The sequence below is a fragment of the Mesotoga sp. Brook.08.105.5.1 genome, from assembly GCF_002752635.1.
Classification (GTDB): Bacteria; Thermotogota; Thermotogae; order Petrotogales; family Kosmotogaceae; genus Mesotoga.
The window spans coordinates 19,409-42,300 of record NZ_AYTW01000014.1; the positions used below are offsets into that span (position 1 = coordinate 19,409).

At 48.0% G+C, this 22,892-nt stretch carries 25 protein-coding genes; 9 read left to right on the top strand and 16 right to left on the bottom strand.

All coding sequences use genetic code 11. The features are described from left to right. Nucleotides 1–3 precede the first annotated feature (3 nt). The 4 genes from V512_RS06620 to V512_RS06635 form a co-directional block, all read right to left on the bottom strand. A complete protein-coding gene (locus tag V512_RS06620) occupies nucleotides 4–783 on the bottom strand; it encodes a MetQ/NlpA family ABC transporter substrate-binding protein (protein ID WP_099829667.1) in 780 nt (259 codons plus the stop codon). A 245-nt stretch (nucleotides 784–1,028) separates the two neighbouring features. After that, nucleotides 1,029–1,403, bottom strand: a complete 375-nt coding sequence (locus V512_RS06625) for a hypothetical protein (RefSeq protein WP_099829668.1) — start codon at nucleotides 1,401–1,403, stop codon at nucleotides 1,029–1,031. 150 nt (nucleotides 1,404–1,553) lie between these two features. Then, nucleotides 1,554–1,970 carry a secondary thiamine-phosphate synthase enzyme YjbQ gene (locus V512_RS06630; RefSeq protein WP_099829669.1) on the bottom strand — a complete coding sequence of 139 codons (417 nt, stop codon included), beginning with the start codon at nucleotides 1,968–1,970 and terminating at the stop codon, nucleotides 1,554–1,556. 20 nt (nucleotides 1,971–1,990) lie between these two features. Next, entirely contained in the window at nucleotides 1,991–2,557 is a 567-nt protein-coding gene (locus V512_RS06635) for an isoprenylcysteine carboxylmethyltransferase family protein (RefSeq protein WP_099829670.1), read from the bottom strand. A 168-nt stretch (nucleotides 2,558–2,725) separates the two neighbouring features. On the opposite strand from V512_RS06635, the gene V512_RS06640 reads away from it, so the two are divergent. From V512_RS06640 to V512_RS06680, 9 genes are all read left to right on the top strand, one after another. Beyond that, complete coding sequence (locus V512_RS06640) at nucleotides 2,726–3,151, top strand: PPC domain-containing DNA-binding protein (RefSeq protein WP_099829671.1); 426 nt, start codon at nucleotides 2,726–2,728, stop codon at nucleotides 3,149–3,151. 10 nt (nucleotides 3,152–3,161) lie between these two features. Beyond that, nucleotides 3,162–4,328, top strand: coding sequence for an exonuclease SbcCD subunit D (locus V512_RS06645; protein WP_099829672.1), 1,167 nt, complete (start codon nucleotides 3,162–3,164; stop codon nucleotides 4,326–4,328). Next, on the top strand, nucleotides 4,325–7,162 hold the full coding sequence (locus tag V512_RS06650; protein ID WP_099829673.1) for an SMC family ATPase: 2,838 nt from the start codon (nucleotides 4,325–4,327) through the stop codon (nucleotides 7,160–7,162). Before V512_RS06645 ends, V512_RS06650 begins: the two co-directional genes overlap by 4 nt. A 16-nt stretch (nucleotides 7,163–7,178) precedes the next feature. After that, on the top strand, nucleotides 7,179–8,540 hold the full coding sequence (locus V512_RS06655; protein ID WP_099829674.1) for an 8-oxoguanine deaminase: 1,362 nt from the start codon (nucleotides 7,179–7,181) through the stop codon (nucleotides 8,538–8,540). Then, nucleotides 8,537–8,848, top strand: a complete 312-nt coding sequence (locus V512_RS06660) for an antibiotic biosynthesis monooxygenase (RefSeq protein ID WP_099829675.1) — start codon at nucleotides 8,537–8,539, stop codon at nucleotides 8,846–8,848. Before V512_RS06655 ends, V512_RS06660 begins: the two co-directional genes overlap by 4 nt. Nucleotides 8,849–8,880: 32 nt before the next feature. Next, nucleotides 8,881–9,987, top strand: coding sequence for a peptidase M24 (locus V512_RS06665; RefSeq protein WP_099829676.1), 1,107 nt, complete (start codon nucleotides 8,881–8,883; stop codon nucleotides 9,985–9,987). Between the two features lie 214 nt (nucleotides 9,988–10,201). Then, complete coding sequence (gene smpB, locus V512_RS06670; protein ID WP_099829677.1) at nucleotides 10,202–10,645, top strand: SsrA-binding protein SmpB; 444 nt, start codon at nucleotides 10,202–10,204, stop codon at nucleotides 10,643–10,645. A 144-nt stretch (nucleotides 10,646–10,789) separates the two neighbouring features. After that, a complete protein-coding gene (locus V512_RS06675) occupies nucleotides 10,790–11,353 on the top strand; it encodes a hypothetical protein (protein ID WP_099829678.1) in 564 nt (187 codons plus the stop codon). A 21-nt stretch (nucleotides 11,354–11,374) separates the two neighbouring features. Then, nucleotides 11,375–11,692, top strand: a complete 318-nt coding sequence (locus V512_RS06680) for a hypothetical protein (protein WP_243392292.1) — start codon at nucleotides 11,375–11,377, stop codon at nucleotides 11,690–11,692. Nucleotides 11,693–11,700: 8 nt separating this feature from the next. Here the strand turns inward: V512_RS06680 and V512_RS06685 are convergent, their stop codons facing one another. The 12 genes from V512_RS06685 to V512_RS06740 are packed head-to-tail and all read right to left on the bottom strand — an operon-like array spanning nucleotide 11,701 to nucleotide 22,885. Further along, nucleotides 11,701–12,801 carry an Ldh family oxidoreductase gene (locus V512_RS06685; protein ID WP_099829679.1) on the bottom strand — a complete coding sequence of 367 codons (1,101 nt, stop codon included), beginning with the start codon at nucleotides 12,799–12,801 and terminating at the stop codon, nucleotides 11,701–11,703. A 2-nt stretch (nucleotides 12,802–12,803) separates the two neighbouring features. Continuing rightward, nucleotides 12,804–13,907 carry a M20 family metallopeptidase gene (locus tag V512_RS06690; protein ID WP_099829680.1) on the bottom strand — a complete coding sequence of 368 codons (1,104 nt, stop codon included), beginning with the start codon at nucleotides 13,905–13,907 and terminating at the stop codon, nucleotides 12,804–12,806. Beyond that, complete coding sequence (locus V512_RS06695; RefSeq protein WP_207759741.1) at nucleotides 13,904–15,103, bottom strand: UxaA family hydrolase; 1,200 nt, start codon at nucleotides 15,101–15,103, stop codon at nucleotides 13,904–13,906. Before V512_RS06695 ends, V512_RS06690 begins: the two co-directional genes overlap by 4 nt. Continuing rightward, nucleotides 15,090–15,389: a UxaA family hydrolase gene (locus V512_RS06700; RefSeq protein WP_039659601.1), complete on the bottom strand. Its 300-nt coding sequence runs from the start codon at nucleotides 15,387–15,389 to the stop codon at nucleotides 15,090–15,092. Before V512_RS06700 ends, V512_RS06695 begins: the two co-directional genes overlap by 14 nt. A 2-nt stretch (nucleotides 15,390–15,391) precedes the next feature. Next, entirely contained in the window at nucleotides 15,392–16,117 is a 726-nt protein-coding gene (locus tag V512_RS06705) for a GntR family transcriptional regulator (RefSeq protein ID WP_099829682.1), read from the bottom strand. Continuing rightward, a complete protein-coding gene (locus V512_RS06710; protein ID WP_099829703.1) occupies nucleotides 16,114–16,944 on the bottom strand; it encodes a sugar phosphate isomerase/epimerase family protein in 831 nt (276 codons plus the stop codon). Before V512_RS06710 ends, V512_RS06705 begins: the two co-directional genes overlap by 4 nt. 10 nt (nucleotides 16,945–16,954) lie before the next feature. Then, on the bottom strand, nucleotides 16,955–17,857 hold the full coding sequence (locus V512_RS06715; protein WP_099829683.1) for a phosphate acyltransferase: 903 nt from the start codon (nucleotides 17,855–17,857) through the stop codon (nucleotides 16,955–16,957). A gap of 11 nt (nucleotides 17,858–17,868) precedes the next feature. Beyond that, the gene (buk, locus tag V512_RS06720; RefSeq protein ID WP_099829684.1) at nucleotides 17,869–18,909 is read right to left on the bottom strand and encodes a butyrate kinase; all 1,041 of its coding nucleotides are present in this window, start codon (nucleotides 18,907–18,909) and stop codon (nucleotides 17,869–17,871) included. Further along, nucleotides 18,906–20,159, bottom strand: coding sequence for a homocitrate synthase (locus V512_RS06725; RefSeq protein ID WP_099829685.1), 1,254 nt, complete (start codon nucleotides 20,157–20,159; stop codon nucleotides 18,906–18,908). The genes buk and V512_RS06725 overlap by 4 nt, the downstream gene beginning before the upstream one ends. Next, nucleotides 20,159–21,406 (bottom strand): lactate racemase domain-containing protein, encoded by a 1,248-nt coding sequence (locus tag V512_RS06730; protein ID WP_099829686.1) that lies wholly within the window; start codon nucleotides 21,404–21,406, stop codon nucleotides 20,159–20,161. Before V512_RS06730 ends, V512_RS06725 begins: the two co-directional genes overlap by 1 nt. A gap of 1 nt (nucleotide 21,407) precedes the next feature. After that, nucleotides 21,408–22,124, bottom strand: coding sequence for an ABC transporter ATP-binding protein (locus V512_RS06735; RefSeq protein WP_099829687.1), 717 nt, complete (start codon nucleotides 22,122–22,124; stop codon nucleotides 21,408–21,410). Between the two features lie 2 nt (nucleotides 22,125–22,126). Beyond that, complete coding sequence (locus V512_RS06740) at nucleotides 22,127–22,885, bottom strand: ABC transporter ATP-binding protein (RefSeq protein WP_099829688.1); 759 nt, start codon at nucleotides 22,883–22,885, stop codon at nucleotides 22,127–22,129. Nucleotides 22,886–22,892 lie beyond the last annotated feature (7 nt).

Genomic DNA, 22,892 nt, shown 5'->3' on the forward strand with positions numbered 1-22,892 from the left:
ACCTCAGAAGACGGGTACTACCGCACCATCATACTTTTCGTTTATGAAGTCTCTTACCTTCTCCGACGTCAACACACTGATGAGAGCTTCGAGCCATGCTTCGCCTTTGTCAGTTTCTCGAATTGTGATTATGTTTGCATACGGAGATTCACCACCTTCAATGAACTCCGAGTCTTTGACTGCATTTAGGTTGATGGTAAGAGCGTAATTGGTGTTAATGACGGCACCGGCGACGGTCTTGTCTTCTGTGTAGACCCTTGGAATGAACCCGGCCTCGATTTCAACAAAGGTCAACTGCCTTGGGTTCTCTTTGATGTCCAGAACTGTGGATTCCAGCTTCGAAGGATCCTTGAGCTCAATAAGCCCGTTGTTGTGAAGCAGAATCAGTGCCCGTCCTTCATTCGTCGGATCGTTCGGAACCGCGATCTTATCACCTGGTGCGAGCTCTGAAAGAGGTTTCTTGAGAAAGAACCCCATTGGTTCGACGTGAATGGCCTTTGCTGAGACCAGCCCTTTAATTCCTCTTTGTGAAGTGAAGGACTCCAGATAGGGTACGTGCTGGAAGTAATTCGCGTCGAGTTCCCCTGTGGAAAGGGCGATGTTTGGAAGCACATAGTCATTGAACACAACGATTTCCAGCTCATAGCCCAGCTCGGATAGGTCGGCCTTGATTACCTCGAGAATCTCGGCGTGGGGAACTGGAGTGGCGCCAATCCTGATCTTCGTGGTACCGAACGCAAATACGACTCCCAGTAGAACCAGTAACACTAGAAACTTCTTCATACAAATCCCTCCTGATATAAAAAAAGGGCGTCTCCTTTGAGACGCCCCGCTTCTATTTTCTCAGGTACAGCTAAGCACCCGAAGAAACAAGGGCGTTGCCGTACATCATCATAGCTTTTCTGTTTTTTCCTCTGTAAGTCTTATTGTTCATATGCAAACCTCGCGTTCGTTTAGCTCATTATAGCTCAACGACTCTTTCCAGAACAAGTCGATATTGTAAATAAAAGCTCGTGCCTGTTCCAGAGTCAGTTAGATTCGTTGTAACAAGAAATCCTTATGAACCGATTACCGTCATCTCTTTCCTTGTAGCATGCTTTCAGAAGCCTGCAACTGGTTGTTTTCGGGTCTTTGCAGATCAGGAAAGTGAACGAGAGATCCTTCGCTCTTCCCTTAAGCAGTTCCATGCTCAATGTGGAAAGCAGGCTGTCGAGCCGCTTCTCTTCTTTTTGTCCGTACATCCTGGAATTCTCGTCGGTCTTAACCATTTCATTCCAGAGATTCTCCGTGATAACTACCGGCAGTTTGATTCCAACCCTCTTCGCAAAAGGTGTAACATCAACCAAACCCCCGTCGAGAAAAACGACCGATTGGGAGTTTAGTGATGCTTCTCCAATGCTCATTGATAGCACCTCCATACATAATAAGTGTTATTATTACCATAACATCTTAGAAAGACCTTCGCAAAGGCAAACAAGAGACTCCCTGGTTGTCTGGAGCTGTTTAGGCCGGTATATCTGACAAAGCCTCTGAAAACCGTTACAATTCGAATCTTAATTGCCGATTATTTTTATCAGAACTCGCTTTCTTCTCATACCGTCCAGTTCATAGTAGAAGATCTGCTCCCATGGTCCAAAGTCCAGTCTTCCTTCAGTAACGGCTACTACTACTTCCCTACCCATAACGGTTCTCTTCAGGTGGGCGTCCGCATTGTCCTCGAATCCGTTGTGTTCGTACTGCGAGTATGGTTTCTCGGGCGCAAGCCTTTCCAGCCATTTTTCGAAGTCATTATGAAGCCCGGATTCATTGTCGTTGATGAACACACTTGCAGTTATGTGCATTGCGTTCACGAGCAGAAGTCCTTCCTGGATTCCGCTTTCTTTGAGCGCTCTTTCGACATCTGGAGTAATGTTGATTATCTCTCGCCTGGTAGCGGTGTTGAAAAAAAGTTCCTTCCTGTATGATTTCAAATTCTTCACCTCCTAATTGATTAAAACACGTAAGGAATTAGCCGCCACGTCTTTTTGCAGTAATCCCTATAAACATCTCCGAAGATGTATTCGAGATTTCTTTCCTCCACGACGATTCTGTAAAGTATGCCTGTCGTCGGGAGTATGAAAGCAAGGATCGAACTGAGCGGGTAATCGAAGACGAGTGCAAGACCCAGAAAGCCTGCTATCTCGGCGGCATAGGCAGGATGACGGATTACTCTGAACAGTCGATCCGTTCTCAGCTCTTGACCGGGAAGGGCCCCCACATCGATTGCAAAGGAAGAGCCCAGCTGCTTGACTACGAGGAAACGGACCACGACCGCGAAGATCATCAATGCAACCCCAACCCATCTATGAGGACGGAACGGCATCATGAACGCTTCCTTTGAGCTGCCGTCGACAGCCACCGCTCCAAACATGCCAGATAGAACGAAAGCAAGCATAATATATTTCGATCGTTTCTCCTGGAGTTTTCCACTGATCTCTCTGTTGTGAAAGAAGAAAAGATAGACGTCGAATCCGACCCAGAAAATGAGAACGATGAAGAAGAACAGTTGACCAGACATAACGAAACCTCCAGGAGAAAGTGAATGCAATTCGATTCGATTCTATCATCAGACCAGGGTGAAGAAAATCTCACATCAAAGCCCTTGCTGGATGTCTTTCGACTGTAACTGTTAGCAAATGTGGGGGTGCGGCAGATGTAGTAAAATCGTAATACAGGTGGTGATGAGATGATTTTTGGAAAAGGTGAGAGAGTACTATTCTTTCGCTTCGAGGATGGCGAGGATTTCATCCACACTCTAGTTCAAACACTTACGGAGAACAACCTGGATTCACTTGTTGTTATCAGCGGAATAGGGATGCTGAGAGATTTCGAGATCGGCTGGTACAACGTGTCCAAAAAGCAGTACGAAAAGGAGATGATCTCTGTTCCACATGAGCTCATTCACATATCGGGAAATGTATCGTCGAAGGGCGATTTTCCATTCCCGCATCTTCACGTCGCGTTAGCCGGGCCTTCGAGAAGCGCAGTTGGCGGCCACCTGTTCGCAGGAACAGTGTGCAACACGACGGAGCTCTTTGCCGTCAGGACCGGTGACCTGAAACTCACCAGAGATGCTTCCGGCGCCGCAACGCCTCTGGAATTCAGAAAGTGAGTCCATCGAATTGAGATTCCTTCACTGCTCGGATATTCACCTTGGGAGAAGACCGATCGGCTCCCCGAACAGCCCCTATTCGTCTGCAAGATACGAAGATTATTTTTCAGCCTTTGACTATGTAGTTGATTGGGCCGTTCAGAACAAACCGGAGGCCTTCTTCATAACGGGTGATCTCTTTGACAAGAGAGACATCAATCCCGACACTCTTGCCAGAACGCAGAGTATTCTCTCCAGACTGAAAGAAAACGGTATCAGGGTGCTGGCTATAGAGGGAAACCACGACAAGAGCTTTAGCGCGAATGAGTCCTGGCTGAGATTTCTCCATGAGACAGAGTATCTGGAGCTGCTCTGCCCGGTTCAGGGCGAAAAGGACATCGTCTTTCCGAACGTCAGCATCGAAGGTATCAAAGTGTTCGGACTTGGCTATCCCGGCTTCATGGCAGAGGAGATGATCCTCAAAGCTTCTTCTTTTCTTGAGGGCAAAGACAATATAATACTTATCCACACCGCGCCCGGGAACGACAACTTCATTCCCGGCCTTGTGTCACCCGAAGTCTTGAAGATTCTCAGGTCGAAGGTGATCTATGCCGGAGGCGGACATCTGCATTCTCAACTCGCTTTTCCTCTGGAAGAGCCGTTCTTCTTCGTGCCCGGATCGCTCGAATACTGGGACGTCTGGGAGAGAGATAGAAAGGGATTTTACGTATTCGATACGGAGAGCGGAACAGCCGATTTTCACGACTCTCGCAAGAGGGAAAGACAGGAATTCTCCGTTTTTCCCGGTGAGGGCGACGACCTTGACGGATTTGTCAACGAACATGAGATTCATAGAGGAGCCATAGTACTCGTTACGGTAACGGGAAGCGGAGAGTTCTACGTAGATCCCGGGCGTTTGGAGAGGGAGATAGAGTCTTCCGGAGCCCTTAAGGCCTTTGTTAGAGTTAGGAGAACGGATAGAGAGATCACTCTCGACGACTACAGACTGATGAGTGCGAGAGACATCGAACGAGAGGTCATACTCGGCTCCAGGGAGTGGAAGGAGCTCGGAGCAAGAGGCGAGGACCTTGTGGTCGCAATAGAAAAGATGAAGCAGTCTCAGGAAGATGGAAGGTATGACCTGTTCAAAGAATCCGTCGATGCCCTTCTTGAAGCTATAGTGGGTGGTGGCTCTTGAGGATTACTTCGATAGATCTCGAGAACTTCCGCAGCCACTCCAGATATTCCGAAACCTTCGAGAAGGGAATAAACCTCATCCTTGGAAGAAACGGCTCGGGGAAATCATCGATAATCGAAGCTATCGGACTGGCCCTCTTCGGAGGTGGACTGCGCGACAAACAGGAAGACGCAATCAAGTGGAACGAGAGAAGATCGAAAATTACCGTGGCTTTTCTGGCCGACGACGGTCTGGAGTACAGGGTCGAGAAAGTCTTCGGCACCGGTTCAAGTCACGAGCTGCATCAGGGGGAACTTCTCATTGCCCGCGGGAAGGAAAACGTGATAGAGAAAATCAGAATTATCTGTGGTCTTCAGGGAGACATCTCGAAGACATTCGAGAACGTGATAGTAGCTTTTCAGAATAGAATCGCCGATCAGTTTCTCGGCAGTCCTGCTGCGAGAAGGGACTATTTCAACAGGGTCTTTCAGGTCGACCTTTACAGGAAGATCTCAACGGATTTCATGCGCAGTTATCTCACCGACCTGAGGAGTGAGAACGAAGCTCTTGAGAGAGAGATCGCCTTCATGGAGCAGCAACTGGAGAGAAAGACAGAAGTTGAAGAGAGGGTGAAGACTCTCTCGGAGGACCTCTCCAGGGCAAGAGAGGAACTGAAGTCTCTGGAAGATGCCCTCAAGAAAGTCAAAGCAGAGAGACTGCGTCTCGAGGAAATCAAAGGAGAGCTCTCTTCGAAGAGAGGACAGTTTGAGCAGCAGCTGAAGTCGTTGAGGGACGAAGCTGCTTCGCTGAAAGGCAATCTGAGGCAAAGAGAGAGGGCGGTCGAGGCCAGAGAAATCGTTGACAAAAGCAGGGACGGCCACGATCTCTATGAGAGATTACTGGAGAAAGAAAATGCTCTAAGCGCCGAAAAAAGAAGACTGGAAGGCCTTGGCGAGCGTTCGGCGGCCATTGAGAAGAGAATCGCTGAACTGCAGACGGAAGTTGCCCGGTCAAGCGGAGCGCTCTCGAATTCAGAGGAAAGACTGGAAGAGAGCGAGAAGCAATTCGAGGAACTGAAAAAGGAACGAGAAGAGCTAAGAAGAGAGATGGAAGCGGCGGAACTCGAGGCGGGCAAGAGGCGGGAAGCCTACAACCTGTGTCTTTCGAGAAAAGAGGCGTTTAAGGTAATCCTCGAAGAATACAGGAAGCCTGAGCGACGGCTGGCCGCGCTTGAGGATCTCTTAAGGAGCCTTGGAAAACTGGAAGGTTCTGAGGAACTCAATGAAAGGCTGGCGAAAATCGATAGCAGTATAGAAAGAGCGAAACAGGAAGTCCTTCTCCTTGAAAAACTGAACGAGGCCTGTGTCAGCAAGGCTTCCCGGAGAAAGGCGCTTGAAGAATACAGAGGCTCTCTCGCCGTTGGCATCTGTCCGCTCCTGGATGAGAAATGCAAGAACATCGAAAATAGAAGTGATTATGAAGGATACATCGAAGGTCTTATAAACGAGCTTGCCTCCGGTGAAAGAGAGCTCTCGAAAAAGATTGCAGAAGTGAAGGAGAGCCCGTCGAGGCTAGGCAAACTGGCGGAAGAGAGGGCTCTTGCCCTCAAAGCGATAGAAGAGACAGATAAGAAACTTAAGGAAAAGGCTGATCTAGAAAAAGAGAAGCTTGACCTTGAAGAGAGAGCGAAGAGCTTCCTCCTTCAGCTCTCGACGATTTCAGGAAAGTCCGGAGAGATCGACGAGATGAGCGAGAGTGTAGAAAAAGAGGTTGGAAATGCCTCCACAGAGCTCGAACTTCAAAAGAAACACATTTCCACGCTCAAGAACCAGATTGAAGAAAGGGATTCGCGTCTGGAAGAAGTCAAGAGCAAGATCAAATCACTCAACGAACTGAAGAAGAAGACGGAGGAAGAACTCGCTTCCCGGTCGACCGAAATCGATGCTCAGAAAAGCATTGTTAAGGAATTTGCGGAGGAACTTGGAAAGCTTCCCGGATTGAGAGCGGAGATTGAAGAGATTCGCAGAGCGATGGTTCTTAACAAAAACGATTATGAAAGATTCAACAAACATGTGACTCTTGCGGGCTATCTCGAGGAGTACTCAGGCCTCTGCCGGGCCTCGCTCGAAAGATGCAGAAAGAAGGCGGCTGGAGTGACCGGCCTCAGAAAAGAGATTATTGCTCTTGAAAAGAGCTTCGATTATTGCCGTCTAGAAGAAGTGAAGAGAAATGAGACAAAGGCCGAAGAAAGTTATGCTCTCAAACGAGACGAAACAATATCCATCGGCAGAGACATAGTCTCTCTGCGGGCAGATCTGAAGAACTTCGCAGAGATGGAAGAAAAGAAGAAGCTCAAGAAGAGAGCCGGCGAAAAAACTTCCAGAAAAATCAAACTCGGAGAGATGATTAGAGACAATCTCAATCTCACCGGAGAGAGAATAACCGCCGGATTTCGGGACGCGATAGAGCGAAAGGCGACCCTAGACTACCAACGAATATCCGGGACCGAAGAGTCAATAAGATGGAACGAAGATTACGAAGTTTCCGTCAAAGCATCCGAATACGGCGACGGTAGCGTCAGAAGTTTCTCAAATCTCTCCGGTGGGGAGCAGGTGTTGGTCTCTCTTTGTCTGAGAGCCGCAATGACGGGGGTCCTCAGCGGAGCGAGATTTGCCGTCTTCGATGAGCCGACATCGAATCTCGACAAAGAGAGAAAAGAACTTCTTGCCCATTCTCTCAGAGAGCTCTTTGGTGAACTCGATCAATCAATAATAGTTACTCACGATGACGTCTTCTCTGAAATGGCTCAGAAGGTAATACGACTGAACGGCAGGAATGAAGACGAATCTCTTTGAATCGGAGGTGCAGTGCTTGAAAACAGTACTCAAGAACATAGACTATCTCGTGACAATGAATGAAAGGAGAGAAGAGCTGAAAGACGCTTATGTCGTCGTCGAAGATGGAATAATAGTCGATGTCGGCAGGGGAACTCCTCCTCCGGGCGACGTGGAGATCGACCTGGCCGGACGGATCATCACTCCCGGTTTTGTCAACACTCATCATCATTTTTATCAGTCGCTCTTCCGCAGCGTAAAGGAAGTCGCCTCAGCCAAGCTGTTCGACTGGCTTGTCTTTTTGTACGAGAGGTGGAAAAATCTCGACAACGAAGCGATATATGTCAGCAGCAAAGTGGCGATTTACGAGATGATGGCCTCCGGCGTGACAACGACAACCGACATGCTTTACCTTCACCCGACGGGAAGGAAAGAGTTCATCGACAGCGAAATAGAAGCGGCCCGCAGTACCGGCGTGAGATTTCATCCCACCAGGGGCTCGATGTCTCTCTCCAGAAAAGACGGAGGATTACCTCCCGACTCGGTCGTCCAGAGCGAGAGAGAGATAATCGAGGACTCCGTAAGACTAATAGAGAAGTATCACGATAGAGAAAAACACTCGATGCTGCGGATAGCCCTGGCTCCATGTTCTCCCTTCTCGGTGACCGAAGAGTCGATGGTCAGGACGGCCGAACTCGCCGGGCAATACGACGTGCTTCTTCACACACATCTCGCCGAAACTAGGGACGAAGACGATTTCTGTATCGAGAAAAAGGGATTGAGACCGGTCGATTTCATGGAAAAGGTCGGCTGGCTCAACGAGCGAAGCTGGTTCGCCCATCTCGTATGGCTGAGCGATGAAGACATCAAGAGGCTCGCCGAGCATGACTGCGGCATGGCTCACTGCCCTTCCTCAAACATGAGACTTGGATCGGGAATCGCCCGTGTGAAAGAGATGAAGGAAGCCGGAATCAGGATCAGTCTTGCCGTTGACGGAAGCTCATCGAACGATACGGGAAACATGCTTCTTGAGATACGAAATGCCCTGATGCTTCAAAGAGTCCTCAATGGAGCCGACGCCCTTTCGCCGAGGGATGTTCTGGAATTCGCGACGCTGGGCGGAGCTAAGGTCTTGAGAATGGACGACTTCATCGGTTCGATCGAGCCGGGAAAGTCTGCCGACTTGGCCGCTTTCAGACTGGACACTCTCTCGATGGCCGGAGGGCTATCCGATCCGGTGGCTTCTCTTGTTCTATGCGACCCTCACAACAGCGACCTGGTTATGATTGACGGGAAGATCCGCGTCCAGAACGGCAGGATAGTCGATGGCGAACTCTCAGAACTAATCAAGAGGCACAACGAAATGTCTATAAGGTTGGTCAGGGGTGAGAGGCTGTGATTGTAACAATAGTTGATATTCATGTCAAGAGTGCGTTTTTAGAAGAGTTCATCGAAGCAACAAGCCGAAATCACAGGAATTCGGTAAGAGAACCGGGGAATCTCAGATTCGATTTTCTTCAAGATCAAAGTGATCCGTGCCACTTTTATCTCTATGAGGCTTACGAGTCTGACGAAGCTGCGATGGAGCATAAATGCACGGAACACTACAAACTCTGGAAAGAAAGTGTGGAACCATTCATGGATCGACCGCGTGTCGGAACACGGACGAAAGTGATCGAACCTAATGGAATAGAAAACTGGAAATAAACCAAGTGCTGCGGGCAGGAATGAGGGGAATAATGCTTTTAGAAGAGTTTAGAGATAGGGTTAAGAGCTTGAGAGAGCTAATAGCTGCCAGAAGTGCAAGCGCCCTTTTGTTGAGCAAGTGCTGTAATTTCTCATGGTTCACTTTCGGAGCCAGGAGTCACATTACCCTGAACTCCACCGAGGGAGAAGCCTCAATTCTCATAACAGGGGATCGCGTCTACATGATCACAAACAATATTGAAAAGCTGAGAATTCAGGAGATCGAGCTGGATGAAAGTCTTCTCGGAGAGTTCGGGTTTCTTGAGTATAGCTGGTTTGAGCCCTCCGGAGAGAAAAGGCTGCTGGACAGCGTGGTAAACGGGAAGCTTATATCGGATACGGGAAGATACTCAAGCGAGTATGTTGATATAACACCCATGCGGAGCGTCTTAAGTGAGACGGAAATCGACACGTACAAAGCTCTGGGAAGAGAGTGCGATGAAATCTTCTCCCTGATAGTGCCGGATTTGAATCGTCATATGACTGAGCTGGAGGTTCAAGGGCTTTTCTATAGGGCCATGGCAGAGAGGGATATAGAGCCGGTGTTGACACTGGTCTTCTCGGAGGAGAGCTCTCTCAGTTACAGACACAATCTTTCGCGAGATGTCAGACTGGGGAAGAGAGGCTTCGCGAGTATCTGTGCAAGGAAACGAGGGCTGATAATCTCTTCGAGCAGGTCTTTTCTGTTTGAGGCATCAGATGATATCAGGAGGCAACACGAACAGAACTGCCTCATTGATGCAAAGGTTATCGGATGCTCGAAGCCAGGAGTGAAGCTTTCACAGGTTTTTGAGAGGCTAGTAGAGGCCTATGAAACGGCTGGCAGGGCAGGTGAATGGAAACTTCATCACCAGGGAGGAACTGCGGGTTACCTCCCCAGAGAGGTGATTGCTAACCTGAAGAGTGATATCGTTCTCCAAATTGGAAACGCGGTTGCCTGGAACCCGACAATTAGAGGCACGAAGTCCGAGGATACTGTACTTGTAGGCAAGTCACAGAACACGATTCTGTCATTTCCCGATTCGAGCTCCTGGCCGGCTCTTGAATTCGAAATAGACGGTGTATCAGTTAAGAGGCCTGCGATTGTTATTGTTGACTGAGCGACAGTATCAGACCGAGAATCGCTTTTTTTCATAATTGACTTATCAAGTTTCATTTGAGTCAACGAATAAGAGTTATAATAAGTTGGGCATGGTTTTCTCTTGTCTAAAATAAAGAGCAGACCATAGAAAGGGATCTTGTTAAGATCCCTTTTTTAAAATGCATAGACCTTGTGCTAAAATGAATTCCGTTCAGCGAGACGGAGGGATCTCAATGAAAACGGTAGTTACGAACAAAAAGGCACGTTTCCAGTACCATCTTATGGATTCATACGAAGCCGGGATCGAGCTTGTCGGTACGGAAGTCAAATCTCTGCGCCTTGGAGGCGCTTCTTTGATTGATACCTATTGCAAGATCGAGAATGGAGAAATCTTTCTTATGGAATGCAATATCAGTCAGTATACACATGGAAATGTTTGGAATCACGAGCCGCGCAGAAAACGAAGGCTCCTTATGCATAGGAAGGAGATACTGAGGCTCGATCAGAAGATCAAGGAAAAGGGATTGACAATTATCCCTCTGAGAATATACTTCAACGACAAGGGAAAGGCTAAGGTTGAGATTTCGCTTGCAAAGGGAAAGAGGCTTTTCGACAAGCGGGAAGATATCGCGAAGAGGGATGTTGAAAGAAGGATGCGTCAACGGACAGACTTGTGAATAATCTTGCTTCCTGGGCGTATTTTTCTTCCGAATAGAGCAGCAATAATGGCTTTGAACCTCAATACTGTTGTGGTATAATCAATCTGTCATATAGTGCCAATAACGCCAATAGCTTTGCAATTATTAAGGGGAGGTGTATTTATGAAGAAAGTCGCTTTAGTAGCTTTGCTCCTTTTTGCGGTCTCACTGGGTCTCTCTACGCCTAAAGCGCTTATAGGTGGTGGTTTTGGAATCAATGCCACTAATCCAGTTTATCAGCCAGAGAGATGGGGTGCCGGTGCTTTTGATCTCTCTCTTCAGCTTCCATTTACTGATAAGATTGGAACCATGTTGAGTGCTCAGGCTGCAATCAGATATCCGACCAATAAGATTGGCCTTTTAAATGCTGACATTTACTTTCAGGTTCTCGAGACACTCAATCTGAAGGTGAGGCTGCTTGTTAGTGTGGGTTCAGTTCAGGACTCTAATTTCGGTGAACCCGGCTGGGAGATAGGAATACTTAATCTCGGAGCTCCTCATCTTGCTGTCGGTGGTGGGTTCCAGATAATGACACCGATCACTGACAAGATGATTCTCAATGGATTTGCCAGGGGTTACAGAGTGAAAGACTATCAAACTCGCCAGGAGGGAGACTTCCCCGGCGGAGATTACTGGCCCCTTCCCGAGTTCTTCTCTGCAGGACTTGGAGTACTCTACGAATTCTAATCAAGAGCTAAAGAGGCTTTTTTGAGCAAGTATTTTTTGCTATTCTTTGTTCTATTTTTTTCTATTGTTGGTTTAGCGGTAACGGGTTACGACAAATTCTTACATTATTCTGTTAGTTATACCGCCTTTGGCCTTTCAAGTTACCTTCTTGGGGACACAGGCGGTTTTGCCTTTACCGCATTACTGGGTGTGGGGAAGGAAGTCTGGGATCTGATTTCAGGCAGAGGTTCCGCGGAGGTTGGAGACCTCATCGCAGACTTTGCAGGCATAGCATCAGCGTATAGTTTTGTTCACAGCCTGCCTTTCAGGCCGATAATAATCTTTAGATGGATATTCTAGAGGGCAATTCATTCATGTTGAGTTCCGGTCAGCGGCCAATCGGCAGGTTTCTTGATGCCGTGTTTCTCTGCCAGTGTTGTGAGCAGTAGTTTTGTCTTGTTATCCAGTTCTATTCCCGACTCTAGAGATCTCTCCCTTGCTAATGCCTCTTTCTCTCCGTGATAGTAGATCTTTTCATGACCCTCGGCTTTGTCACTTGAAACGATTTCGTCGACTATCCTTTCCATGTGTCTTACTAGGTGTGAAGCTTCTCCAAAGAGCTTAAGGTCTAAACAGCCAAAGAAGTGGCACACGCCAGCCTGGGAACTCGAGTAAGTCTTTGCGCTCCAAGTCCCCAAAGATAGCCCGGCAGACAGCAGATCTACAAGAAGCGCCATCCCAAACCCTTTGTGACCACCAAAATCCTCATCGGATCCTCCCAAGGGAAGAATACCTCCGAGGTTTCGATTGTTGAAGTTGTTCAGAACCCTTCTGGGAGAGGTTGTGCTACTACCTGTTTCATCCACTGCCCAGCCGTTTGGAATGTCTCTTCCCAGCCTATCGTAAACCTCTAATTTTCCCCTGGTCACAACGCTAGTAGCCATATCCAGTATGAAATCCTTCTTCGATCCAGGGATGGCTACTGAAAAGGGATTTGTTCCGAGAACGGCCTCCTTCCCGAAAGTCGGAACGACGAGAGGGTAGCTGTTGGTCATTGCTATCCCTATCATCTTTTCTGAAAGCGCCTTTTCGGAGTAATAGGCTGAGATTCCGTAGTGATTTGAGTTTCTGACCGAGACAAAGCCGATCATCGACTTCTTCGCTTTGGTTATTGCAAGATCCATCGCGTAGTTGGAAACACATTGTCCTGGGCCGCCGTTACCGTCAATTGTAGCCGAAATCGGAGTATCATGTACTATCGATGGCTTGGAATCGAGCAGGATATTTCCGCTATCTCTTTCCTTAATGTACCTACCAAGTCTTGCAACACCATGTGAAGGAATGCCACGCAAATCAGCTTCCAACAAAACGTCCACTATTTCATGAGCGGCCTCTATGTTGAAATTCTCGGAAACAAGGATCTCTTCGCAGAGCTTCCTGAGGTTTTCATATGCTACGAGTCTACCCATAATTATCTTGTCCTTTCAAAGAAGTTCCTTGCTATTTCTACATAAAGCCTTCGGGCCCTATGGACTTCTTCAAGTTCCACATATTCGTTCGACCTGTGCGCCATTGAGGGGCTTCCGGGACCTAGTATTACTGTCTCAATCCCTTGCGATGCAGTAAAGGCACCGTCAGTGAAGTAGGTCATTGAGAGCTCTTCGGCTTTCAGGGCTTTCTTTTTGAGCACTTCCTTAACAGATTCAGTGAGAGTGCCTGAAGAGGAGAAAGACTCCCTGTTGAGCAAAATGATTCTCTCTGATTGATTGTATTTGCTTAGAACGGAATCAACGAGAGCGATGATTTCTGAAGAATCTGTGTTCTCTGCAAAACGAATGTCGATAACACATTCGGCCTCATCGGGGACGGTATTTTCTTTTGATCCACCTCGAATGATGTTCAGGCTCTCAGTAAGGCCTTCTATTTTCCCTAGAACCTGAGAAAGCTCATTGTAGGCACTGAAAAGCCTTATAACTGCGTTAACTCCATTTTGCGGTTGCGAACCGTGCGCTGATTTGCCTCTGAATTTCAGTTTAAGCCAGAGCGCTCCCTTCTCTCCGGTGGCAAGTCCTAAAGAAGTGGGCTCACCAATCAGCACAGCCGAGATGTCGAATGGTTTGTGTTCAAGAAAGTACTGTATTCCCGAGCAACCGACTTCTTCGTCGCACGTGGCAAGAAGAGCCACGTTTCCGCAGAACTCCCTATCTTCCGAAAGATCTACAAGCGCCGCAATTAAGGCCGAAAGACCACCCTTCATATCTGCGGAACCTCTGGCATAGAGCTCCCCGTCTATCTGTTCAGGTTTGAAAGGATCGGTATTCCAGTTTGAACCGGCGGGTACAACATCCATATGACCGGAGAAGACTAAATATGAGATTCGGGGATCGCGTTCGATCCTTGCAAGGAGATTCGAACGGTTATCGGCAACTCGGTGAATCTCTACGCTCACTTCTTTTCGCGTGAGAGTTCTCTCGATTATCGATACGGCGAGATCTTCATTACCCGGAGGATTCGTTGTGTTGGCAGAGCATAACTCAAAAAGAAGACTTTCGAGTTGGGAATCACTGTAACTCATAGTTTTATCCCCACATTCCAGATTGAGAAATCATCCTGTCCAAGAATCTCTGATTTAGTCTTTTCGCCGTTAGCAACTCTCAGAACAAGTTCGAAAAGCCTCTTTCCGCCTTCTTCTACTGTCTCTTTTCCGGAGATTATCGCACTGCAATCAAAATCGATGTTCATCTTCATCTTTTTAGCCGTTTCGTGGTTTCCAGTTATTTTTATAACAGGTGCTATCGCATTGCCTGTAGGAGTTCCCTGCCCGGTAGTAAAAAGCACAACTGTAGAGCCACCGGCAACCATTCCTGTGACAGATTCTACATCATATCCGGGCGTATCCATAAGGTAAAGACCTGGCTCCGGATCAATTAATTCGCCGTACTCTTTAACACCTACTATCGGTACTTTGCCGCCCTTAATCATTGCTCCAAGCGACTTTTCTTCAAGTGTGGTCAGTCCTCCCCGTACGTTCCCAGGAGAGATGTTGTTGGGGACGTTTTCTTTATCCACCACATCGCGGCTGTTCTTCATGCTTTCATCAATCATTCTCTTTAGCATCCCTGCAAATCGCCTCTTCATCTCTTCGTTTTTCATTCTCTCAAAGAGGAGGTGTTCTGCACCGACCAGTTCAGTGGTCTCAGAGAGTATCACACGACCTTCTTCCTTCCATAGAATGTCGGCAGCCTCGCCGACTACAGGATTGGCCGACAAACCCGAAGAGAAGTCGGAACCACCGCATTCCATGCCTAGGACAAGTCTTGAAAGCGGAACTTCCTCTCTTTCACTCTTCGAAGCTTCCTCTACCATTTTCCTGACAATTGCAGTTCCCCTTTCTACAGCTTCTACGGTTCCGTAGTCTTGAACCATTATTAGTCCGGCCGGTTTTCCGCTGTCTAGAATCACGTCCCTCAGTTCATGTGGGGACACCCTTTCACAACCGAGCCCAACAACAAGAACGGCTGCCACATTAGGATTTAGCGCAGTATTTATCAGCGTTCTTCTAGTCTGCTGAAAGTCATCTCCCAGTTGAGCGCAACCTTGATTGTGGCTGGCCACTACCGATCCGGGAACAGCGGCCGAAATCTTTCTGGCAACATTCGAAGAGCAAAGAACACTGGGGAGAACGAGGACGTGATTTCTCACTCCAACACTTCCGTTACTTCTTAAATAACCCATCATGGTCTTCATAATATCTGGCCTAAGCCCTGTCACCTCCCTCTTTGATCTCCGTTCGTTCGCTTACAACATTTTGGATGTGAACATGCTGGCCCGTCGAGATGTTCGAAGTTGCAATCCCTATCTTGTTATTGTATTTGATTATTCTCTCGTTTCTTTTGATGTCTCTCACAGCGACTTTGTGACCGAAAGGTATTTCTTCCTTCGCAACCAGCATCTGCAATCCGGAAACACCCTTCACCTCTATCTCTTCGCCGATATCCACTTTCTCAAGCACCGTTGCGACATTGTCGTTTAAAGACAGCAAAATAGCATGCTTCATTTCTAATCCTCCAAATGGGCAAAGCTTTCTTTGGCAGCATAGTCAATATGGTTGGAACTGAGTATAGAACATATCATATTCATTGAGTGCTTGAGATGAACTTCCAGGGCAGCAGAAGCCTTCTCCAGGTCTCCTTCCAGGATGCTCTGCGCGATTTTGAAATGTTCCTCCATCTCGTTAATTATCCAGTCTTTTTGCTGTTCAAGAAGGTAGTATTTGATCACGTTCCGCATTCTGGCGAGCAGTATCGAGATCTTCGACATCATTTCAATTAGATATTCATTATTGCAGTTATTGAGTATCTCCCTGTGCAGCCTGTAGTCAATATCGTAAGGAACTTTGTTCTTTGTCTCCTCCGGTTCCGAGAGGTGTCTTCTCATCCTCACGATCAGATTCGATATGATCTCTCTGTCGATCCGATTAATTGATTCACTCAATGCAAGTTTCTCCAGCACAAGCCTTATCGGGAAGAGCTTCCTGACGTCATTTTCGAGAATCTCCTTTACGTAAAAACTCTTGGCGGCTCCCGGCGCGACAAGACCATCTTCCTTCAGCTTGTGGAGAGCCCCCCTTACCGGAGTAGAAGAAACACCGTAGATTCTTCTCAGCTTCTCGATCGTCAATCTCGCTCCGGGAGGGATTTCCAGTTCTACGATGCTATCCCTTATTGATCTGTAAAGCTGCTGCTGGATTCCCTGAAAGTGATTTGTGTCTGCCGATCTGTTCAAAGTGATCCCCCCAGGATTTGAGGGAAAGCTTTCAGAAATGAAGCAGTTTCCCTTAGAGTTTCTATCTGATCTTCATCGCAGAAGACCTCGACACTGTATTCACCGACATAACTCGATTTGCTCAGCATTTTCAAGAAGCTCTGAAAATCAATCGCGCCCCGCCCCAGAGGTTTGTGATTCGTATCTGCTAGGTGAACGTGTTTTATCAGCTCGATGTTCGAACTTACAAAAGCGGGATCCTTCAACTCATCGAAATGGTCAGAATCAAGGAGAATTCCAAAACTCCTCAGCTCTCTCTCAGAAAGAAAAGAGGCGGCTTCGACACAGTTATTAAGGATCGGGCAGACCACCTTCCTCAATGGTTCTATCAAGACGGACAAGCCCTCGAGTTCACTTCTCACATACGAATCGATTTTTTCCAGCGATTCTCCAAGCCTCTCGAGTGACCTCTGGAGGCCGTCGGACCATATTACTCCCCTAAGTCTGCCGATATTAAGGTTAACTCCTAGAGCATGTGCCTTCTTGGCTGCCTGCAAAAAGGAGTTCAGCGCTCTCTTTCTTTCGTTCGCGTCTATGTGGTTCAGGTAAAGGCCGGCAGTTCCTGCCATCTCGCCAGTGCAGAGAAATATGCACTTCAAAGAGTACTGTCGCTCGAGTCGCTTCAGTTTTTCAACATCCACTTTTTCGGGTTCGGCGATCATGAGCTCAAAAGAGTTGAAACCGGTACCCGCCACTGCGGCGAGCGTCTCTTCCAACCTGCCGGTGAGGCCAGTGACCTTTGCACTGGCCGGAATATCCTCGTTGGCCACCATAAAGCTTACTGCCATCTCTTTCACCTCAGCCCACCGCACTCACTAGCGCCATTGAGAGCGACACCGCTTTTGCGAATTCATTGTCGCTCCTCGATGTGAGAACAACGGGGAATCCTGCTCCCAAAAGGAGCCCGGCCGTCTTGGACTTGCCTAGATGTACGAGCCCTTTAATAAGGTTGGCCGCTGATTCAAGATTAGAACAGACCAGTATGTCGGCCTCGCCTCCGACCTTAGACGTAATTCCCTTCTTCAGTGCCGCTTCCTTTTTCAGGGCAGTATCTATGGGCAGGGGGCCGTCCACGAGACACACTCCAAATTGCCCTCTTTCCGCCATTTTTGACAACACAGCTCCTTCAACGAGGTCGCGATTTGTTACCAAGACTCGCTCATTTATTCCGATTACCGCGACCCTTGGTTCACTTATTCCGATCGATCTTGCAAACTCAACGGCATTCCTGAGTATCTCTGCCTTTTCCTTCAAATCAGGTGCAACGTTGACCGTCCCATCAGTTATGAAAAGCAGTCTTGGATGCTCGGGGACCTCCATACAGGAAATGTGACTTATAAGCCTTCCGCTAGCCCTTACCCTGGGGCTCTTTAAGAGCTCTCTCAGAAACACGGTGGTATTGATGTCGCCTTTCATTAGGACGGCGGGAGTATCTCCCTCCAAAGCAGAGACAGCATTTGAAGCATTATCTTCTTCAGATTCTCCTTCGACAACACGCGTCGTGTTCAGAAACCCTTCAGATGCCGCCTTCTTTATCTCTTCCAATCTTCCGAAGAGAGTGAATTCAAAATTGCCGTTAGAGGAGGCAGTTGATTCTATGGCCTTCATCGTCTTTCGATCATGCGGTTGCACGCAATTTACTCTCACGCGCTTCTGCAACTTACTTGCTTCAAGAATGAACTCAGAAAGGGAATTAATCATCGATCATCACCTCAGTATTCCAGGGCCTCTTCGATCCCCTGTATTACTCTGTGCGCTCCTTCGGCAAGGCTTTCCATCTCGTATTCTCCCGGGAAAAGAAGAACTCTTATACCCTTTAGTTTCGCAAGAAGTCTTTCTCTGACGTAGTCACACTTCACTACGCCACCCGTAATGGCAAGGGCGTCGGGAACTCCGTCAAATACCGCCAGCAGACTGTATGAGTATTTTGCAATATTGTAAATGTACGCTTCAAGCGGCATAGAATCGATTTCTCCATTTTTTACGCCTTCGGCGATCCGTTCAACGTCGCGCATTCCAAAGTGGGAAAACAGACCGCCCCTGTGAGCCAGGTATTCGAGATAATCGTCTCTCGAGCGTACAAACTCCGCCAATTCGTGAGTCGGGAGGGCGCCCGCTCTTTCCACAGAAAAGGGACCTTCCTTGTCACTGTTATACAGATCGACCATCTTTCCGTTCAGATGGGCGCTTACCGAGGAGCCGCCTCCTAGATGGGCCACTATGAGCTTCGCTTCCTCGTACCTCTTTCCCAGTTCAGTCGCAGCTTTCTTCGCGACTGCCTTCATGTTCAACGCATGGGAGAGTGAGTTTCTTCTGATCTCCTCTATTCCTGTTATTCTTGCCCACTCGGCGAGTTCGTCCACACTGATCGGGTCGACGGTGAAAGCCTGCATTCCGAATTCCTGAGCCAATTCAAAAGCTATCACGACAGCTGTGTTTGCAGGGTGAATGCCCTGAAGGCCCTTCCTGGCGTCACTGACCATCTCTCTGTTAATGTGGTAAACTCCGGAATTCAGTGGTTTCAATCTCCCCCCTCTGGCCGCCACGGCAGTCAGTTGGGATGGTCTTATCCCGTTTCTGTCCAGTTCTTTGAGGATCTGATCCTTCCTTATTGTGTACTGATCGGGAAAAAGGGGAAGGTCGAGCATGTTATCGTCAAGGGAAAGCGTCTTCTTGAACACTTCATTTCCATCTTTGAAGACGGCCACCTTGGTTGATGTCGAACCGGGATTTATGACGAGAATCAGACTCATTTCATGTAATCTCCGACTATTCTCTTGAATTCGTCAGGTTCGAGGACTGTGTTTCTTATTCGTCCTTCCTTTCGCACAATTTCCGTCAGTTCTTCAAGCTGGTCTTCTGTCGCCTGTATGCCCAATCTCTTCAACCAGTATTTTATGCTTGCCTGACCGCTGAAGGCGCCGAGCTTCACGTCTATCTCGCCCATTCCTACGAGCGAAGGAAGGTACGGGGTCATGGCGGCGTTAATTCCGGCCGCATTCAACTTGTCGATTGCATCAACTACGATGCCCGATTCGACCCAGAAGAGACGCTTCCCAACGACCGGCTTATTGTTCGCCACTGGGATTTTCGAAATATCCTCGACCAGTCGCGAAGTGTATCCGATCTTCCTCAGATCGACTCCTGTATCTATCCCCATCAGGAGTTTCAGGCCGGCGGCGACCTCTTCGGTAGCTACGTTGCCCGTCCTTTCGCCAAGCCCGTTGATCGAGCTGTGAATGCCTGATACACCAGCTCTTACTGCGGCGAAAACCGATCCCATTGCCAGACCAAATTCATTGTGAACGTGGAACTCCAGCGGGATGTCCGGAATGGCCTTCCTAAGCTCAGTGAAGATGAACTCGATTGCAAATGGGGAGGCGACTCCAAAGCTATCCACAAAGACAATACTCTCCGGTTTCGCTTGCTTTGCCACTTCTGTGAAGACTTTCAGGACATAATCGGGGGTCGATCTTGTTGCGTCCCAGCCCATGAAGGTCGGCTTCATGCCCTGTTCCTTCGCGTAGAGTATTGCCGAAACGACTCGGTCGATCAGTTTTTCGGGGGATACACCATAGACAAGCTCGTTATCGTATGGATTTACCGCGTGTTCGACCACTACTCGTGTGGCGCCGCAATCGACAGATTCATCGATATCCTTCTTCAAAGACCTTGCGAATGGAACGATTTCCGAATCGAGATCCATGTCAACGAGTCTACGTATAGCCCTCTTGTTCTCGTCGGAGACTATCGGCATTCCGACCTCAATGGACTTCACACCCAAATCATTCAGCGCAACTCCGATTCTCACCCTTTGATCCTCGCTCCAGGTAAGACCACAAGTCTGTTCTCCATCTCTCAGCGTAACGTCGTGTATGTAGATACTGTCTTTTGCGTTTTCTCCCTGGATATCTCTCTCATAGTTGAGAGGACTCACCCAGCGGGATTCATCGAAGTATGGTGTTTCATTTAGCTTCATGTAATCAAGATCTTTCGGTTTCATTATTGTGCCTCCTTATTCGATATTTCCGGCAATACAAGTGAGTTCTGAAGAACCGCGATGCTTTTGCCGGCCGGCGCCACTCGGTCAACAACCGATTGAATATCTTGATGGACCGTTAACCCGAGTTCATTGAACCGATCTGTAAATTTTGTGTCACTCACAATGTGAATCCTTTTCTTCTCAATAACTTTCCTTACTGCATAGGCCGCCACATACGCTAGCGGGTCTTCGGTGGTAATCATGTCCAGTCTTTCTAGGATCTTTTCTGCCTCCAACTTGAGTAATGAGGCGAATAGAGGATGGTCGCCAAAGCCTTCATCGAGTGACGAGACCATAACGATGTCTCCTCCATTTCTGGTAACAAGATCGGATGTGTACAGCGCTTTGCCGCACTGCCAGAAATCGGTCACAGAGGGGAATGAAGATATCACGGTGACATCGGCTTTTTCCGGGAACTCTCGGAGCAGCTCTTCTCTCGCGACTTTGACGCCTTCTCTGTGCGCAGTTACATGATTGCCCGATACACATCCGGCGATTCTTCCTTCGATATCGTAGTAGAAATTTATAATGTAATCAAGTCCCACTCGTTTTCCGGTTTCATCTATAAGTTCCCTGAACTCATTGTCAAGAACTCCGACGTCGGCTCTGCTCTTCAGAATTGCCATCCTGTGGGACTCAAAGACAGTTTCATATGCAGAGACGCCCGGAATTACAATTTTAGCTCCACCCGACCATCCGGAGAACCTGTGAGGAACGATCGAACCCACTCCAATTGTGAGGTCGGCTTCAACCGCTTCGTTTATCCTGATCGGAACTCCAAGGAATTCTCCATAGTCTTTCATCCTGCCGGCTGCTTCTGCATCGTGCTGGAGGATTCTGGTATCGCGAGAAAAACTGCCGAACTTCTCGGTTAGCTCATCAGCCGTCATTTGTCTGTGAGTTCCAGTCGCAACCAGCAAGGAGACTTTGCTCCAGGGAATTTTGTTTTCGACGAAAAGCGATTTCATGAAAGAGAGAGTCTCAAAGATTGGAGAGTGCCTTGTATGATCCTCTACGATCAGGACTATCTCTTTCGCAGATTTCGCAAGCTCCAGGATCGGAGCAGCATCAAATGGCTTCAGTAGCGATTCACGCAGAGAGCTGCCCTCTCCGCTTCTCTCAACAGGTGAAGTCGGAAGAAGTACTCTTCCCGCCGGAACTTCCAGCTGAAGTCTCTCCTTCTCTCTATAGTCAAGCGAGAATTTCATCTTACTTACCACCGAAATACATTTCTCGGATTCTCTCGTCGCTCTTCACTTCATCGACGGAGCCTTCGAGTTTTATTTGACCTTGCGATACGATGTAAACTCTGTCGCTCATTGGGAGCGAGAGCTTCGCGTTCTGTTCCACAATCAACATTGTAAGACCCGTATCCTTGACGTAATTTTTCAGAGTCTCGAATATTCTCTTAACGATAACAGGAGCCAGTCCCATGGAAGGTTCGTCTATCATCATGATCAATGGATCGGAAACGATGGCCCTTCCAATTGCAAGCATCTGTTGCTCTCCACCGGAAAGCGTGCCGGCCATCTGATTTTTCCGGGACTTCAGTTCCCAGAAAAGCTCATAAACTTTCTCGATGTTTGGGCGAGCCTTTGCGAGTCCAATTCTAGTAGCAGCAACTTCAAGGTTTTCTTGCACGGAGAGTTCTGGGAATACCTGCCTTCCTTCTGGAACGTGTATTACCCCCAACCTGGTGATTTTGTGGGGCGGCAGATGTTGAATCTCATCTCCGTTCAGCAAGACCTTGCTTCCCGACTCGGAAGCCACTAGTCCGGAAATGCTCTTTAGTAGAGTTGTCTTACCTGCTCCGTTTGGTCCAAGAACAGAGACGACCTCTCCCTTTTGGGCTTTTATAGAGACTTTTCTGAGAGCAGGAACCTCGTTATACGAGACTGAAAGATCTATGGTTTCAAGCAAGGCCATAATCAATCCTCCCCCAGGTAGGCTTTAAGGACAAGTGGATCCTTTTCGATTTCGTCGAACTTTCCCTCCGCAATAACCTGACCGAAGTTGAGAACATATACCCAGTCGGCAACTGCCTTGATAAAGTCCATCGTGTGTTCTACCAGTAGAATCGTTATTCCTCTTTCCTTAAGAATAATCATCAAGTCCATGATCACCTTGAATTCATCTCTAGTCATACCCGCTGCCGGTTCGTCGAGGAAAATCAACTGAGGTTCAAGGGCTAGTGCTCTTGCTATTTCTAGACAGCGTCTCAATCCGTATGCCATGCCGGTAGGAGAGTCATATGCTCTCTCCTCAAGTCCAACAAGCCTCAAGAGCTCGAGAGCCTTCTCTTTGTTCTCACTTTCCTCTCTTCTAAACTTCGGGGTTCCCAAAACGACGCTCAATGGGCCTGACTTGTAAAACGACTTTCGAGCAACCAGAACGTTCTCTATAACTGATAGGTTCTCGAAGAGCCGGATTTTCTGGAATGTGCGCGCAATACCTAATCTACTTATCCTGTTTATGTCCATTTGAGAGATATCCTGATCTTTGTAATACACTTTTCCGCTTGTAATCGGGTGTACTCCTGTTACTACATTTATGAACGTCGTCTTTCCGGAGCCATTCGGACCGATAAGAGCTGTGATATTTCCCTGAGAAATTCCTATCGAAAGTTCATTGTTTGCCACAACTCCGCCAAATCTCTTTGTCAACTTTTCCGTTCTTAGTATGTCCATCTTCAGC

Coding starts and splice junctions, on each gene's coding strand:
- V512_RS06620 (WP_099829667.1), bottom strand. CDS start 783: ATGAAGAAGTTTCTAGTGTTACTGGTTCTACTGGGAGTCGTATTTGCG.
- V512_RS06625 (WP_099829668.1), bottom strand. CDS start 1,403: ATGAGCATTGGAGAAGCATCACTAAACTCCCAATCGGTCGTTTTTCTC.
- V512_RS06635 (WP_099829670.1), bottom strand. CDS start 2,557: ATGTCTGGTCAACTGTTCTTCTTCATCGTTCTCATTTTCTGGGTCGGA.
- V512_RS06640 (WP_099829671.1), top strand. CDS start 2,726: ATGATTTTTGGAAAAGGTGAGAGAGTACTATTCTTTCGCTTCGAGGAT.
- V512_RS06665 (WP_099829676.1), top strand. CDS start 8,881: ATGCTTTTAGAAGAGTTTAGAGATAGGGTTAAGAGCTTGAGAGAGCTA.
- smpB (WP_099829677.1), top strand. CDS start 10,202: ATGAAAACGGTAGTTACGAACAAAAAGGCACGTTTCCAGTACCATCTT.
- V512_RS06675 (WP_099829678.1), top strand. CDS start 10,790: ATGAAGAAAGTCGCTTTAGTAGCTTTGCTCCTTTTTGCGGTCTCACTG.
- V512_RS06685 (WP_099829679.1), bottom strand. CDS start 12,801: ATGGGTAGACTCGTAGCATATGAAAACCTCAGGAAGCTCTGCGAAGAG.
- V512_RS06690 (WP_099829680.1), bottom strand. CDS start 13,907: ATGAGTTACAGTGATTCCCAACTCGAAAGTCTTCTTTTTGAGTTATGC.
- V512_RS06700 (WP_039659601.1), bottom strand. CDS start 15,389: ATGAAGCATGCTATTTTGCTGTCTTTAAACGACAATGTCGCAACGGTG.
- V512_RS06710 (WP_099829703.1), bottom strand. CDS start 16,944: ATGGCAGTAAGCTTTATGGTGGCCAACGAGGATATTCCGGCCAGTGCA.
- V512_RS06715 (WP_099829683.1), bottom strand. CDS start 17,857: ATGATTAATTCCCTTTCTGAGTTCATTCTTGAAGCAAGTAAGTTGCAG.
- buk (WP_099829684.1), bottom strand. CDS start 18,909: ATGAGTCTGATTCTCGTCATAAATCCCGGTTCGACATCAACCAAGGTG.
- V512_RS06725 (WP_099829685.1), bottom strand. CDS start 20,159: ATGAAACCGAAAGATCTTGATTACATGAAGCTAAATGAAACACCATAC.
- V512_RS06730 (WP_099829686.1), bottom strand. CDS start 21,406: ATGAAATTCTCGCTTGACTATAGAGAGAAGGAGAGACTTCAGCTGGAA.
- V512_RS06735 (WP_099829687.1), bottom strand. CDS start 22,124: ATGGCCTTGCTTGAAACCATAGATCTTTCAGTCTCGTATAACGAGGTT.
- V512_RS06740 (WP_099829688.1), bottom strand. CDS start 22,885: ATGGACATACTAAGAACGGAAAAGTTGACAAAGAGATTTGGCGGAGTT.